This is a genomic window from Blastococcus goldschmidtiae (genome assembly GCF_031845325.1).
In the GTDB taxonomy this organism is placed as follows: domain Bacteria; phylum Actinomycetota; class Actinomycetes; order Mycobacteriales; family Geodermatophilaceae; genus Blastococcus; species Blastococcus goldschmidtiae.
In genome coordinates this window covers 21,118-34,117 of the sequence record NZ_JAVREI010000017.1, presented here as the reverse complement: position 1 = coordinate 34,117, position 13,000 = coordinate 21,118, and the positions used below count along the sequence as shown (strand labels likewise).

At 75.7% G+C, this 13,000-nt stretch carries 13 protein-coding genes and 1 pseudogene; 6 read left to right on the top strand and 8 right to left on the bottom strand.

From position 1 onward, the window contains the following. Positions 1-10 precede the first annotated feature (10 nt). Together RM425_RS18405 and RM425_RS18400 are read left to right on the top strand one after the other, a co-directional pair. Positions 11-355: a lycopene cyclase domain-containing protein gene (locus RM425_RS18405; protein ID WP_311346676.1), complete on the top strand. Its 345-nt coding sequence runs from the start codon at positions 11-13 to the stop codon at positions 353-355. Then, positions 352-561 (top strand): annotated as a pseudogene (locus tag RM425_RS18400) (lycopene cyclase domain-containing protein); the annotation flags it as partial. The gene RM425_RS18405 and the pseudogene RM425_RS18400, both read left to right, overlap by 4 nt. Here the strand turns inward: RM425_RS18400 and RM425_RS18395 are convergent. From RM425_RS18395 to RM425_RS18385, 3 genes are read right to left on the bottom strand one after another with little or no spacing between them, the layout of a single operon-like run. After that, positions 558-1,511 (bottom strand): phytoene/squalene synthase family protein, encoded by a 954-nt coding sequence (locus RM425_RS18395; RefSeq protein ID WP_311346675.1) that lies wholly within the window; start codon positions 1,509-1,511, stop codon positions 558-560. The pseudogene RM425_RS18400 and the gene RM425_RS18395 overlap by 4 nt on opposite strands. Next, positions 1,508-3,001 carry a phytoene desaturase family protein gene (gene crtI / locus RM425_RS18390; protein ID WP_311346674.1) on the bottom strand — a complete coding sequence of 498 codons (1,494 nt, stop codon included), beginning with the start codon at positions 2,999-3,001 and terminating at the stop codon, positions 1,508-1,510. The genes RM425_RS18395 and crtI overlap by 4 nt, the downstream gene beginning before the upstream one ends. A 1-nt stretch (position 3,002) precedes the next feature. After that, positions 3,003-4,133 (bottom strand): polyprenyl synthetase family protein, encoded by a 1,131-nt coding sequence (locus tag RM425_RS18385; protein WP_311346673.1) that lies wholly within the window; start codon positions 4,131-4,133, stop codon positions 3,003-3,005. 177 nt (positions 4,134-4,310) lie between these two features. On the opposite strand from RM425_RS18385, the gene metF reads away from it, so the two are divergent. Beyond that, on the top strand, positions 4,311-5,225 hold the full coding sequence (gene metF / locus RM425_RS18380) for a methylenetetrahydrofolate reductase [NAD(P)H] (RefSeq protein ID WP_396137068.1): 915 nt from the start codon (positions 4,311-4,313) through the stop codon (positions 5,223-5,225). On the opposite strand, the gene RM425_RS18375 is transcribed toward metF, so the two are convergent. After that, entirely contained in the window at positions 5,212-5,850 is a 639-nt protein-coding gene (locus tag RM425_RS18375; protein ID WP_311346671.1) for a hypothetical protein, read from the bottom strand. The two genes, metF and RM425_RS18375, sit on opposite strands and share 14 nt — an antisense overlap. 123 nt (positions 5,851-5,973) lie before the next feature. On the opposite strand from RM425_RS18375, the gene RM425_RS18370 reads away from it, so the two are divergent. The 3 genes from RM425_RS18370 to RM425_RS18360 all read left to right on the top strand — a co-directional run bounded on the left by RM425_RS18370 (position 5,974) and on the right by RM425_RS18360 (position 8,473). Next, positions 5,974-6,663 carry a CDP-alcohol phosphatidyltransferase family protein gene (locus tag RM425_RS18370; protein ID WP_311346670.1) on the top strand — a complete coding sequence of 230 codons (690 nt, stop codon included), beginning with the start codon at positions 5,974-5,976 and terminating at the stop codon, positions 6,661-6,663. Positions 6,664-6,825: 162 nt separating this feature from the next. Continuing rightward, on the top strand, positions 6,826-7,803 hold the full coding sequence (locus RM425_RS18365) for a carbohydrate kinase family protein (RefSeq protein ID WP_311346669.1): 978 nt from the start codon (positions 6,826-6,828) through the stop codon (positions 7,801-7,803). 49 nt (positions 7,804-7,852) lie between these two features. Beyond that, positions 7,853-8,473 carry a histidine phosphatase family protein gene (locus RM425_RS18360; RefSeq protein ID WP_311346668.1) on the top strand — a complete coding sequence of 207 codons (621 nt, stop codon included), beginning with the start codon at positions 7,853-7,855 and terminating at the stop codon, positions 8,471-8,473. Positions 8,474-8,709: 236 nt separating this feature from the next. Here RM425_RS18360 and RM425_RS18355 read toward each other — a convergent pair whose 3' ends face one another. Genes RM425_RS18355 through RM425_RS18340 form a run of 4 tightly spaced genes read right to left on the bottom strand, consistent with a single transcriptional unit; the run spans position 8,710 to position 12,999 of the window. Then, positions 8,710-9,372 carry a flavin reductase family protein gene (locus RM425_RS18355; RefSeq protein WP_311346667.1) on the bottom strand — a complete coding sequence of 221 codons (663 nt, stop codon included), beginning with the start codon at positions 9,370-9,372 and terminating at the stop codon, positions 8,710-8,712. Next, on the bottom strand, positions 9,369-10,514 hold the full coding sequence (locus RM425_RS18350; RefSeq protein WP_311346666.1) for a glycosyltransferase: 1,146 nt from the start codon (positions 10,512-10,514) through the stop codon (positions 9,369-9,371). The genes RM425_RS18355 and RM425_RS18350 overlap by 4 nt, the downstream gene beginning before the upstream one ends. Then, positions 10,511-11,323 (bottom strand): carotenoid biosynthesis protein, encoded by an 813-nt coding sequence (locus RM425_RS18345; protein WP_311346665.1) that lies wholly within the window; start codon positions 11,321-11,323, stop codon positions 10,511-10,513. Before RM425_RS18345 ends, RM425_RS18350 begins: the two co-directional genes overlap by 4 nt. 5 nt (positions 11,324-11,328) lie before the next feature. Further along, a complete protein-coding gene (locus RM425_RS18340) occupies positions 11,329-12,999 on the bottom strand; it encodes a phytoene desaturase family protein (protein ID WP_311346664.1) in 1,671 nt (556 codons plus the stop codon). Between the last annotated feature and the right edge of the window lies 1 nt (position 13,000).

The window sequence follows — 13,000 nt, the reverse complement described above, 5'->3', positions numbered from 1 at the left end:
AGGTCGTGCCGTGGAGCAGCTGACCTACCTCGGGCTGCTCGTCGGGTGCCTGGTGGTGACCGCACCCCTGGAGCTGGTGCTGCGGGTGCGGGTCTACGCCCGCTGGCGGCGGTTCCTGCTGGCGATCGTGCCGGAGCTGGCGGTCTTCCTCGTGTGGGTGCTCTACGCGATCGCGCAGGGGCACTGGGACTACTCGGCCACGCGGACTCTCGACGTGCGGCTGCCCGGCGGCATCCCCCTGGAGGAGGCGCTGTTCTTCGTCGTCGTCCCGCTGTGCTCGGTGCTGGCGCTGGAGGCGGTGCGCCGGGTGACCGGCTGGGACGCCGGCTATCCCGCCGAGGAGGCCGACGCATGAGCTACAGCGTCCTGGCGGTCGTCGCCGTCCTGGCCGTCCTGGTCGTGGACCTGGTCGTCTACCGCACCCGCATGGTCACCCGGAAGGTCTTCTGGACCGCCTACGCGATCATCGTGTCCTTCCAGCTGCTCATGAACGGCGTGCTCACCGGCCTGGACGTCGTCGTCTACGACGAGCGCACCATCTGGGGGCCGCGGATCGCCTACGCGCCGGTCGAGGACCTGCTCTTCGGCTTCGCCATGGTCACCCTCACCCTGGCCAGCTGGGCGGCGGTCAACCGGCGGGCGAACACCGCCAGGCGGCGCGGCTTGGACACCGACACCCGGCCGTCGAGCACCCGGTAGCCCGCCCGCTCGATCTCGCCCAGGATCCCGCCGTACAGCGCGGTGGCCGCCCGCACGCAGTCGCGCGACTCCGGCGCCAGCAGCGGGGTGCCGCCGGCCGCGTCGTCGTAGCGGCGACGGGTGATCGCCACCATCTCGCGCATGAGCGCCTCGAAGCCGGGGGTGTGCCGCCGCTCGGCGAGCTGCTCGCGGGTGACGCCGTGCGCGGCCATGAGGTCGGCGGGCAGGTACACCCGCCCGCGGTCGACGTCCTCGGCGACGTCGCGCAGGAAGTTGGTCAGCTGGAAGGCCTCGCCGAGGGCGATGGCGTGCGGCGCGGCCTCCTCGCGGGCCACCCCGGGGGCGGTGCCCAGGACTGGCAGGACCTGCAGGCCGATCACCGAGGCGGAGCCCCACATGTACCGGTCGAGGGCGGCCAGGTCGGCGTAGCCGTCGACGTCGAGGTCGCTGCTCATCGCGGCGAGGAAGTCCACCAGGTGCTCGACGGGGATGGCGTAGCGGCGGTAGGTGTGCACCAGCGCCAGCCGCACCGGGTCCTCCGACCAGCCGGCCTCCAGCTCGGCGAGGACCGCCCGCGACCACTCGGCGAGGTCGCCCTCGGGGTCGGGGCCGGGCAGGTCCACCAGGTCATCGGCGGTGCGGGCGGCGGCGTACAGCGCGTGCACGGCCGGGCGCCGGTCGGGGGTCAGCAGCCGGGTGGCCAGGTGGTAGCTCTTGCCGTGCCGTGCTGCGATCGCGGCGCAGTGCGCATAGGCCTCGGCGAGCTGCTGCTGCCGGGCGGTCTGGGTCCCGGGTGGCCGGAGCAGACTCATCGCGGGACCGGCCCGGTGATCCGCTCGGCGGCCAGCCGGCCGCTGATCAGCACCATCGGCACGCCCACCCCTGGCTGCACCGACGAGCCGGCGAGCACGACGTTCTCCGGACCGCGGCGGGGGAGCGTGCTGGGCCGGAACGGACCGGTCTGGCCGAAGGTGTGCGCCAGCGCGAACGGGGTGCCCGCGGCCATGCCCTGCCCGGCCCAGGTGAGCGGGGTGTCCATGTGCTCCACCTCGATCGCGTCGGCGATCCCCGTCCAGCCGCGGGCGTCCAGGGTGGCCAGCAGCTCCTCGCGGTAGCGCGGGCCCAGCGTCGCCCAGTCCAGGCGCGGGTTGCCGCCGCTGCGCGGGTCGAGGTTGGGAGTGGGCGCCACGACGCTGACCACCTGACCGCCCTCGGGTGCCAGTGTGCGGTCGGTCACCGAGGGCATGCTGATCAGCAGGCTGGGATCGGTCATCGGCCGGCCGTCGCGGGTCAGCTCGTCGAACACCTGCCGCCAGGCCGCGCCGAAGCTGATCGTGTGGTGGGCCTGGCCGGGCAGCTCGCTGCGCACACCGACGTGCAGCGCCACGCACGACGGCGACCAGACGGGGCGGCGCGGAGCCGGCACGCCGGGTACCAGCCGCCACGGCTCGTCGGCGGTGACGACGACGGCGTCGGCGGGCAGCACCTCGCCGTCGCCCAGGCGCACGCCGCTGACCCGTCGTCCCGACGTCGGCAGCGCGGTGACCTCCGCCCCGTAGCGGAACTGCACGCCGGCGTCGGCGGCCGCGTCGGCCAGCGCCCGGGGCACCGCCGCGATGCCGCCCTCGGGGTGCCAGACCCCGGCGCCGATGTCGAGCTGCGCGATGACGGCGTAGGCGGCGATGGCGCGGAACGGGGAGACGCCGGCGTAGAGCGCCTGGAAGCTGAACAGCCGCCGGAGCCGGTCGTCGGCGAAGTACCTCCCGACGTGCGAGGACAGCCGGCCGAAGCCCCCGCGACGGGCGAGCTGGACCAGCTCGGGGCCCAGCAGGTCGAGCGGGGAGTCGAGGTTGCGGTCGATGAAGGTGGTCAGCTGCAGGCGGTACAGCTCCGCGAGGTCGGCGAGGTAGCGGCGCAGGGCATCGGCCTCGGCCTGCCCGCAGACGCGGGCCACCTCGGCGGCGAAGGCATCCGGCGCGGCGTGCACGTCCAGCGAGCTGCCGTCGGCGAACTGGGCCCGGTAGCTGGTCTCCAGCGGGGTGAGCGTCAGCCGGTCGGCGAGCTTCTCGCCCACCGCCGCGAGGGTGTCGGCCAGGACCTCGGGAGCGGTGAACACCGAGGGTCCGGTGTCCAGGGCGTAGCCGCCGGACTCGATCCGCCCGGCACGCCCGCCGGGACCCGCTCCGCGCTCGACGACGGTCACCTCGCGGCCGGCGCCGCGCAGGCGCAGCGCGGTCGCCAGGCCGGCCAGGCCGGCACCGACCACGACGACGCGGTCGGTGGCTCCAGGAACGGTCCGCACGTCAGGCGGCGCGCGTGGTCGCGGCGACGGCGAGTGCGTCGAGGGCGGCCTTGGCGTCGTCGGCCAGGGGGGCGTCGGCGATGGCCCGGCGCGCCCGGGCGGTGCTCGTGGCGATCCGCTCCTCCACGCGGTCGCGGGCGCCGGTGCGCTCGATGAGCCCGCGCAGGGCCTGGAAGTCCTCCTCGCGCGCCCCGGCGTTGCCGAGCAGTTCGTCGAGCAGCCGGCGGCCGGCCGCATCGGCGGCCTCCTCGGCCAGCGCGATCAGCAGGGTCTGCTTGCCCTCGCGGAGGTCGTCGTCGGCGGACTTGCCCGTGACGGCCGGGTCGCCGAACACGCCGAGGACGTCGTCGCGCAGCTGGAACGCCTCGCCCAGCGGCAGGCCGATGGCGGTGGTCGCCTCCACGACCCTGGGGCCGGCGCCGGCGATGGCCACGCCGAGCTGCAGTGGCCGCTGCACGGTGTAGCCGGCGCTCTTGTAGCGCGCGACGGTGAGCGCGCCTTCGGCACCCGGCAGCCCGCCGGCGGCGCGGAGCAGGTCGAGGTACTGCCCCGCGGTGACCTCCGTGCGCATCGTGTCCCAGACCGCCCGTGCCCGGCTCAGCGCGCCCTCCGAGATGCCGGAGCAGCGGAGCAGCTCGTCGGACCAGACCAGCGCGAGGTCGCCGACGAGGATCGCCGCGCCGGTGCCGAACAGCTCGCCGTCGCCGTTGAGGCCGTCAGCGGCGTGCCGCGCGGCGAAGCCGACGTGGGTGGCCGGGCGCCCGCGGCGGGTGACGGCGCCGTCCATGACGTCGTCGTGCACCAGGGCGCTGGCGTGCACGAATTCCAGGGCGGAGACCGCGCGGAGCACCGCGGCGTCGTCCTCACCGGCGCCCGGACCGGTGTCGCGCGCCCCCCGCCAGCCCCAGTAGGCGAAGGAGGGGCGCAGCCGCTTGCCGCCGGCGGCCAGGGCGGCGACCTCGTCGACGACCGGCACCAGGCCGGCGGCCATCCCGGCCAGCGTGGTGCGCTGCCGGTCGAGGAACTCGGTCAGCGACGCGGTCACCGCGGCATGCAGCCGGTCGAGGTCGGCGGCGGGCAGCGACGGCGACGGATGGACGGCAGCCGTCCGCTGCGGGATCCCGATGCTCACCAGGTCAGTATCGCCGTGCAGCGCCGGACGGGCTGCTCCGGCGAGGGCTGGGAGAGTGCTGCCGTTCATGGGTGTCCGCCTTCCCGGGTCGTCCGCTGCTGCCTCTTCGTCGCCACGGGCGCATCCGGATGCGGTCGGTGGGCAGGGAGTCCGCCGTCGTCCGTACCCTCGATGCCCGTGACCCAGACCGTGCGTGAGCTGCTGGCCTCGGAGCGGCCGACGTGGTCCTTCGAGTTCTTCCCGCCGAAGACACCCGAGGGCGAGCAGCAGCTGTGGAGCGCGCTGCGCGAGCTCGAGCGGCTCCATCCCTCGTTCGTCTCGGTGACCTACGGCGCCGGGGGGAGCACGCGCGAGGGCACGGTGTCGGTCACCGAGCGGATCGCGACCGAGACGACGATGACGCCGCTGGCGCACCTGACCGCGGTCGACCACAGCATCGCCGAGCTGCGGCACGTGGTCAGCCGGCTGGCCGCCGCCGGGGTCCGCAACATCATCGCGCTGCGCGGGGACCCGCCGGGTGCGGACCCGCAGGCCGACTGGGTGGCCCACCCGGAGGGGCTGTCCTACGCCGCCGAGCTGGTCGAGCTGATCAAGTCGATGGGTGACTTCTCCGTCGGCGTCGCCGCCTTCCCGGAGCGGCACCCCCGCTCGCCGGACTTCGACACCGACGTCGACATGTTCGTGGCCAAGTGCCGGGCCGGCGCCGATTTCGCCATCACGCAGATGTTCTTCCGGGCCGAGGACTACCTCCGGATGCGGGACCGCGTGACCGACCGGGGCTGCGAGGTGCCGATCATCGCCGGGGTCATGCCGGTCACGAACGCGAAGCAGATCAAGCGCATCGTCCAGCTGTCCGGCCAGGCGTTCCCCGCCGACCTCGCCGCCCGGTTCGAGGCCCTCGACGGCGACCGCCCCGAGGACAAGGCGGCCGTCCGGGCCTACGGCGTCGAGGTGGCCACCGGGCTGTGCCGCACGCTGCTGGACGAGGGCGTGCCCGGCATCCACTTCATCACCATGAACCGGTCGACGGCGACGCGGGAGGTGCACGCCAACCTGGTGGGTTCGGCGTCCGAGCCGGTCACCGCTCGCTGACCCGGCTCGCGAGCGCCGCCGCGGCCTCGGCGGCCGCGCGGCGCAGCCCCTCCCGCTCCGCGGCGTAGCCACCGGCCACGCCCACGACCGGGATGTTGGAGAGCATCCGGTGGCGCCACCTGCCCTTGGGCCGGGCGTCGAGGGCGTCGTCGACGCGGCTGAGCAGCCGGGCGACGCGCCAGACCGTGCGCACGGCGCCGCGGGCGCCCTTGCGGTCCTGGGCGGCGCCGAAGGCCGCCTCCCGGTAGGCGCCGTCGGTCCCGGCCAGCAGCGGCTCCACGGCGGCCGGTGCCAGCCGGCGGTCGAGCAGCACGCGGGCCAGCAGCGAGACCCGCTCCGCGGGGGCGGTGACGCCGTACTCCCCGGCGACGCCGAGCACGACGAGCGACTGCACCGCGGTGCCCACCGTGTTCTGCAGCGGGAGCAGGTCGGCGAGCTTGCCGGCGAAGCGCGGTGCGGCGGAGACGGCGGCCGCGATGCGGGACACGCGGTCGGCCCACCACCGGTCCCGCTCGGCCTGGGGGAGCGAGGGCGGGCGCCCCAGCCGGGTCACCAGCGGGGTGGCCAGCCGGTCGACCCGGCGGAGGACGTCGACGACGACGGCGTCACTGATCTGGGCTGCCATGTCCCGTGCGGTAACCCGGACGGGGCTCCGGCACGCGTGAGGTGTGCGGCGGCCCCGCCGCGGACCGGCCCTATCCTCCGGAGCGGAGGCGCCCCCTGGGCGCCGGGCACGGGGAGGTGCGGGATGCTCGACCGCGAGGAGTACCTGCTCGCCTGGTCGCGGTGGCACGGCGGCAGCGACACGACGTCCCCGCTGGTGCGGGGGTGGCTGAGCCTGGCCCACGCCCTCGCCCGGCCGCTCGCCGGGCTGCCGCCCCTGGTCGCGACCGTCGCGGGGCTCCTGGTCGCCGCGGCCTGCATCCCGCCCGCCGCTGCCGGGGGTGCCTGGCTCGTCGCCGCCGGACTGCTCGTCGGTCTCTCCGGCCTGCTCGACAGCCTGGACGGGGCGCTGGCCATCGGTGCCGGACGGGCGTCCCAGCGCGGGTTCGTCCTGGACTCCGTGGTGGACCGGCTGACGGAGGTGGCCTACGCCGTCGCGCTGTGGACGGCCGGCGCTCCCGGCTGGCTCGCCGTCGCCTTCGGGGCGATGTGCTGGCTGCCCGACTACGTGCGTGCCCGCGCCGGTCAGGCGGGCGTGGACCGCACCGGTCCGATCTCGCTGTGGGAGCGGCCCGCCCGCGTCGTCATGGCCGCCTTCACCCTCGGCGGCGCCGGTGTCGTCTCCGGCCTGGAGCTGGGCGGCATCGGCGGGGACGTGCTCACGGTCACGGCGGGAGCGGCAGTGGGTGCGCTCCTGGGTGTGCTGGCGACGGCCCAGCTGGGCTGGTGGCTGCGCTCGGAACTGGCCGGGCCGGGCGGCGCCGGCCGGGGCTGAGCGAGGGGCGGCCGTCGCCGGCGGGGTACCTAGGCACTCCCGTTCCGCCGCGCGCCGCCTAGGGTGTGCGCTCGACCTCCCCCGTTCCCCCCTCCGTCACCCAGGCCCGCTCGCGAGCCGGGCGCCCGCGCCCCTCCGGAGCCACACCCCCCAGGAGCAGCCGTGCCCGTCCTCGTCACCGGGTCCATCGCCACCGACCACCTCATGACCTTCCCGGGGAAGTTCACCGAGCAGTTCGTCGAGGGCCAGATGGAGAACGTCTCGCTCTCCTTCCTGGTCGACGACCTCGTCCAGCACCGCGGTGGCGCGGGCGCCAACATGGCCTACGGGATGGGCCTGCTCGGCCTGGCACCGGTGCTCGTCGGGGCCGTCGGCAACGACTTCGCCGACTACGAGGCCTGGCTCGGCCGGCACGGCGTCGACACCGCGAGCGTGCACTGGTCCGAGCTCAAGCACACCGCCCGGTTCGTCTGCACCACCGACGCCGCCAACAACCAGATCGCGTCGTTCTACTCGGGCGCCATGGCCGAGGCCTCGCAGATCGAGCTGGCGCCGGTCGCCCACCGCGTCGGCGAGCCCGACCTCGTCGTCGTCGGCCCGAACGACCCCACGGCGATGGTCCGGCACACCGACGAGTGCCGGACGCGCGGGTACGCCTTCGTCGCCGACCCGAGCCAGCAGCTGGCGTGGGCCGACGGCGCGATGATCCGCGACCTCGTCGACGGCGCCGACCTGCTGTTCACGAACGAGTACGAGTCGCACCTGCTGCAGCAGAAGACCGGCTGGGGCGCCGACGAGGTGCTCGGACGGGTCGGCACGTGGATCACCACCCGCGCCAAGGACGGCGTGCTCGTCCGCCAGGCCGGGGCCGAGCCGATCGAGGTCATCGCCGTCCCGGAGACCAGGCCCGTCGAGCCGACCGGTGGCGGCGACGCCCTGCGCGCCGGGTTCATCGCCGGCCGCATGTGGGGTCTGAGCCTGGAGCGGGCCACCCAGCTCGGCTCGGCCGTCGCCACCGCCGCCGTCGAGGTCGTGGGCACGCAGGAGTACGACCTGCCGCGGGAGAGCTTCCTGAGCCGGTTCGCCGAGGCGTTCGGCACCGAGGCCGCCGACGAGATCGCCGCGCACCTGCCGGCCTGACGGACCGGCGCGTACGCGGCGCGAAGGATGCCGCAGGGAGGCTCGGGGGATGGCTGCGCCGGCGTTCGAGGTAGTCGTCCTGGCTCGCCACGGGCAGACGGAGTGGAACGCGGCGGGTCGTCGACAGGGCCAGTTGGACTCTCCGCTGACGGCACTGGGGCAGGCGCAGGCCGCAGCGACGGCCCAAGCCGTGGCCGCTCTGCCCATCGACGGGGTGTTCTCCAGCCCACTGGGCCGGGCGCTGGACACGGCTGCAGCGGCCGGGCTCCGGCTCGACCTGCCGGTGACGGTGCTGGCCGAGCTGGCCGAGGTGCACCACGGCGAGCTGGCGGGCCTGACCCGAACGCAGATCGACGCCCGTTTCCCGGGGGCGCTGGCCGCCAGGCGGCAGAACCTCTACCGGTGGGCCTTTCCTGGTGGTGAGAGCTATGCCGACGCCGACCGGCGGGCTTCGGTCGCCCTGTCCGTCATCGCCGCCTCTGGCGCCCGCCGACCCCTGGTGGTCTCTCACGAGATGATCGGCCGGATGCTGGCCCGCGCCCTGCTCGGTGCGGCAGCCGACACCGCGCTGACCTGGCAGCAGCCCAACGACATCCTCCTGCACATCACGCCGAGCACCCACGAGCTGCGCGCGGTCAAGGTCGGCGCGCCGACGCCTCCCTGCGGGTGACCGTGCAACGGCGACGACCCCGTTCTCGCGCGGCACGGCACTGAGGGAGGACCGAACACCCGCCGGGAGCCGGATGTTCAGCCGCCGTCGGACGCCCGGGCGTCGCTGGCCTCGGCGGCTTCGATGATCCGCGGTTGGACCGACGCCGTCGATTCCCAGCAGGGCGCAATCCCGGGTGGTCGGGGCAAGGATCCCGTCAGGGAGCTCCTCGACGCCGTCCACCAGGGGTGGGGACGTTACTCCTGGTCGTCGCGCAGGCGCTCGCCGATGCTGGGGTCCGCGGCCCAGGCCCGGTAGGGGATGCGCGGGATCTCGCGCACCTCACCGAGGGTCGACCACTCGTTGCCGCCCAGCCGCGCCAGCGGCCGCAGGTGCTCGATGCGCGGCCGGCCGTCGCGCACCGCCTCGGCCCAGACGCTGATGTGCCGCACCCGGCCGAACACCACGGTGCTGTCCCCGAGCCGGACGGTGCCGTGCAGGATGCACTCGATCGACACGGGGGAGTCGGCCACCCGCATCGCGTCCACGGTCTCGGCCGGCTCCAGCCGCACACCGGTGTGCTCGGCCTCGCTGTGGTCCGGCGGGAAGTCGGTGGCCGTGGCGTTGACCTGCTCGAACAGCGCCTCGGGCGTGAGGTTCACGGTGAACTCGCCGGTCGCCTCGGCGTTGCGCAGCGAATCCTTGCGGCCCACCGAGGTGAACTGCACGACCGGCGGCGCGACGCACGCGACGGTGTAGAAGGAGTGCGGCGCCAGGTTGTGCACGCCGGATGCCGACCGGGTGCAGACCCAGGCGATCGGCCGGGGGACGACGACGGAGTTCAGCACCCGGTAGAAGGCGCCGGTGTCCATGGCATCGGGGTCGAAGTGGACGCGGTCGCGCGATGCCGGCTGGGTCACCCGCCCATCCTCGCCGCAGCGCGGCCGGGCGGCGCGGGCGGCTGCGCGGTCACCCCACGGCCGCGCCAGCGCAGCGTCCCGCGCCGGTGCCCGGCGACCGAGCGCAGCACGAGCAGGTCCAGGGCCAGGATCGACACGGGGTGGGCCAGCGCGTCGGGCCAGACCCGGCCGCCGGTCGAGGCGGCGCTGACGGCCCGCCCGGCCACGCCGGCGGCGTAGCCGACCAGCCCGGCCCGGGAGCCGCGCAGTGCCGCGGCCGCGGGCAGCACCCAGACCGCGGTGAGCACGCCGGCCGCGGCCAGCCCGGCGGCCGGCGAGCCTCCGACCGCGGCCCACAGCGACTTGCCGTAGCCCTCGCACACGCCCGCCCAGCCGTCGTACATCCGGCACACGGCGAGGTTCGACCCGTCGACGACGACCCCGCGCCCACCGGCCGTCTTGACGGCACGCAGGAGGGCGACGTCCTCGACGACCTCGCCGCGGACGGCGGCGTGCCCGCCGGCCCGCTCGTAGGCCGCGCGCCGCACGACGAGGAACTGCCCGTTGGCCGCCGCCAGGGAGGGTCGCGCCGAGCGCTCGGCCAGCCGGAGCGGCAGGAGCGTGGTCCACAGCCACTGCTGCAGGGGCTGGACCAGCCGCTCCGCCGCGCTGCCGGCCAGCTGCCGTGGCCAGGGGGAGACCAGGTCCAGCCCGGCGTCGTCCAGCACCGCGACGGCCGCGGCGACCGCGTCGGGCATCAGGCGGACGTCGGCATCCAGGAAGACCAGCACGTCGGCGTCGGTCTCGGCCGCGCCCTGCGCGCACGCGTTCGGCTTGCCGAGCCAGCCCGGCTCCGGCGGCCGGGCGGAGAAGAGCCGCACGCGGGGGTCGGGATGTGCCGCGACGAGGGCGGCGGTGCCGTCGGTCGACCCGTCGTCGACGACGACCACCCGGAGGTCGGGGACCCCGCGCTGGTCCAGCGCCGCCGCGAGGCAGTCGAGGACGTTCTCCGCCTCGTCGCGCACCGGGACGACCAGGGCCACCGTCCTGCCCACCGGCGCCGGGGCGGCCGGGGGGCGGCGCAGCAGCGCGACGTTCAGCGCCGCGTGCGCCGCGCCCGCGACGGACAGCGCCGCCAGCCCGCGCAGCAGCCGGCCGCTCACCGGTGCCGGGGCCGCTGGACGACGAGGACGAGGAGCACCGCGGCACCCAGCACGGCGCCCCAGGCGGCCGACCCGGGCAGCTTCAGCCAGCCGGCGTGCGCGAGCGCACCACCGAGCGTCATCCAGGCCATCGCGAGGAGCGGGGCGGCGTCGCCGACGGCCGGTGGAGCGGCGGTGCGCTCGACGAGGACGTCGAGCAGCGTCATGAGGACCGCCCCGGCCAGCAGCCAGCCGGCCAGGTTGGTCAGCGGCACGGTGTCGATGCCCGGCAGCCCGGGATCGGGGTCCGCCCACGTCCAGTAGCCGGCGTCCACCATCTGCGGGTCCAGGACGACGTCCCAGGCGGCGAAGAGAGCCGCGGCCCAGGCGATGCGGGCCGGCCGCCGCCGCGCCGCGCGCACCGGACCGGCCAGCCGGACGGCGAGCAGCCAGCTCGGCCAGGCCATCATCAGCCAGGCCAGCGGGACGAGGAACGGGACGCCGAGCAGGGTCGGGCCCAGGGTGTCGCTGTAGGAGTAGCTGCCGTAGGGCAAGCCGGTGGCCAGGCCGATGCTCTCGAACCCCACCGCGACGACGCCGACGAGCGCCAGCACGCCGACGCCGGTACGCGGTCCCCGGCTCAGCCAGGCGTGCAGCACCGAGAGCGTCGCGCCCAGCAGCACGATCGCCCAGCTGACCGCGTTCCGGGTGTCGCCGCTGGTGAGCGGATAGGCGATCGCCGTGCTCACGAGCGCAGCCGCCAGCGCGAGGGGTGCTGCCCGCCGCGCCCCCGATCCGTGCAGGACCGGCGTCCCCGGGGCCTCGGCCACCGCGGTCACCGTGCGCCCCGGACGCGGCCGGCGACCCGCCGCACGGCACGGCCGGCCGCCGCGCGGGCGCGGGCGGCCCGCGACCGGTCGCCGAGCACCACCCGGGCCGCGCTGCGGCCGGAGTTGCCGGAGACCCCACCGCCGGGGTGCGTGGAGGCGCCGGCCAGGTAGAGCCCGGGCAGCCCGGGGACCCGGTACCCGGACAGCGCAGGCGTGGGGCGGAACCCGAACATGCTGGCCAACCCCATCTCGACGTGCATGACGTTGCCGCGGGGCAGGGAGAGCTCCCGCTCGAGGGCCAGCGGGGTCTGGACGTACAGCCGCTGTACCGAGTCGGCGAAGCCGGGCGCGGACCGGTCGACCGCCTCGACCAGGCGCTGCGCCTCGTCGTCGGCGAGGGCATCCCAGTCGGCACCGTCGGCCAGGGCGTAGGGGTACCACTGGCCCCAGATGGTCACGACGTGGGAACCGGCCGGCGCGAGCGTGTCGTCGCTGGCGGAGAAGGACATCGCCAGCGGCACCGGCTCGCGCGGGACCCGCCCGGCGCCCCAGTCGCCGTGGGCGGCGGCCAGCTGGGCGCGGTCGGTGCACAGCAGTTGCAGTCCCTGTAGCGACTCCTCGGAAGTCGCGCCCGGATAGCTCGGCGGGGCGGTGGTGAGCGCCCGCACCACCAGCCCGAAGCCGTTGCCCACGGGCGGGTCGGCCTCGGCCAGCGTCGGCGGGGCGTCCTCGCCGGCCAGGCGCCGGGTGACCCCGATGTGGCACGCGGCGACCACGGTGCCCGTGGAGATGCGGCGTCCCGACTCCGTCTCGACACCGGTGATCCGCGGGCCGGTGCCGTCGTCGTCGACCAGCAGGCGGGCGGCGCCGTCCCCGAGCACCACCCGTCCGCCGTCGTCCTCCAGGCGTCGTCGCAGCGCCGCGGTCAGCCCGCCGGAGCCGCCGACGGGGTGCCCGGGCGGGACGTCGTGCAGCAGCGCGACCCAGCCGACCATGGCGGCGGTGCCGGGTTCGGACATCGGTGGCCCGGACTGGGCGCCGAACCACGCGAGGGCCGCCTTGAGCCGCTCGCTGCGGAACCAGCGGTCCAGCAGGGCGTCGCCGGACCCGAGGAAGTCGACGGCGAGATCGCCGCCGGGCGTGCGCGCCCGGCCCTCCCGGGGTGCGCCGAGCGGCCAGAAGGAGCGGACCAGGCCGCCGGCGCTGGGCCGGCGGCCGAACGAGGCGACGACGGCGCGGCTGCGCGGGCCCCAGACCGCGACGAACTCGCGGTAGGCGGCGGCGTCGTCCTCGCCGCAGGCCGCCGCGATCGAGGCGCAGGTCGCGTCCAGGTCGACGGAGAACACCAGCGGCCGACCGTCCGGCCCGGGGTCCCCGGGGGCCGGGGCGGGGGCGAATCCCCACGGGTCGCAGTCCAGGTAGCGGAGACCGGACGCGGCGAGGTCGAGCTCCTCGACGATGCCGCTGTGCCGGATGATCACGTGCGCGCTCGAGCCGCGGTCGACCCGGACGCCCGGCCAGCGCTCCACGGTCGACACCGCACCGCCGAGCACGTCGTCGGACTCCACGACCTCGACCGCCAGCCCCTCGCGCGCCAGGTAGCAGGCCGCGACCAGGCCGTTGTGACCGGAGCCGATCACGACGACGTCGACGGCGGTGTCGGGGAGGGAGGTCACC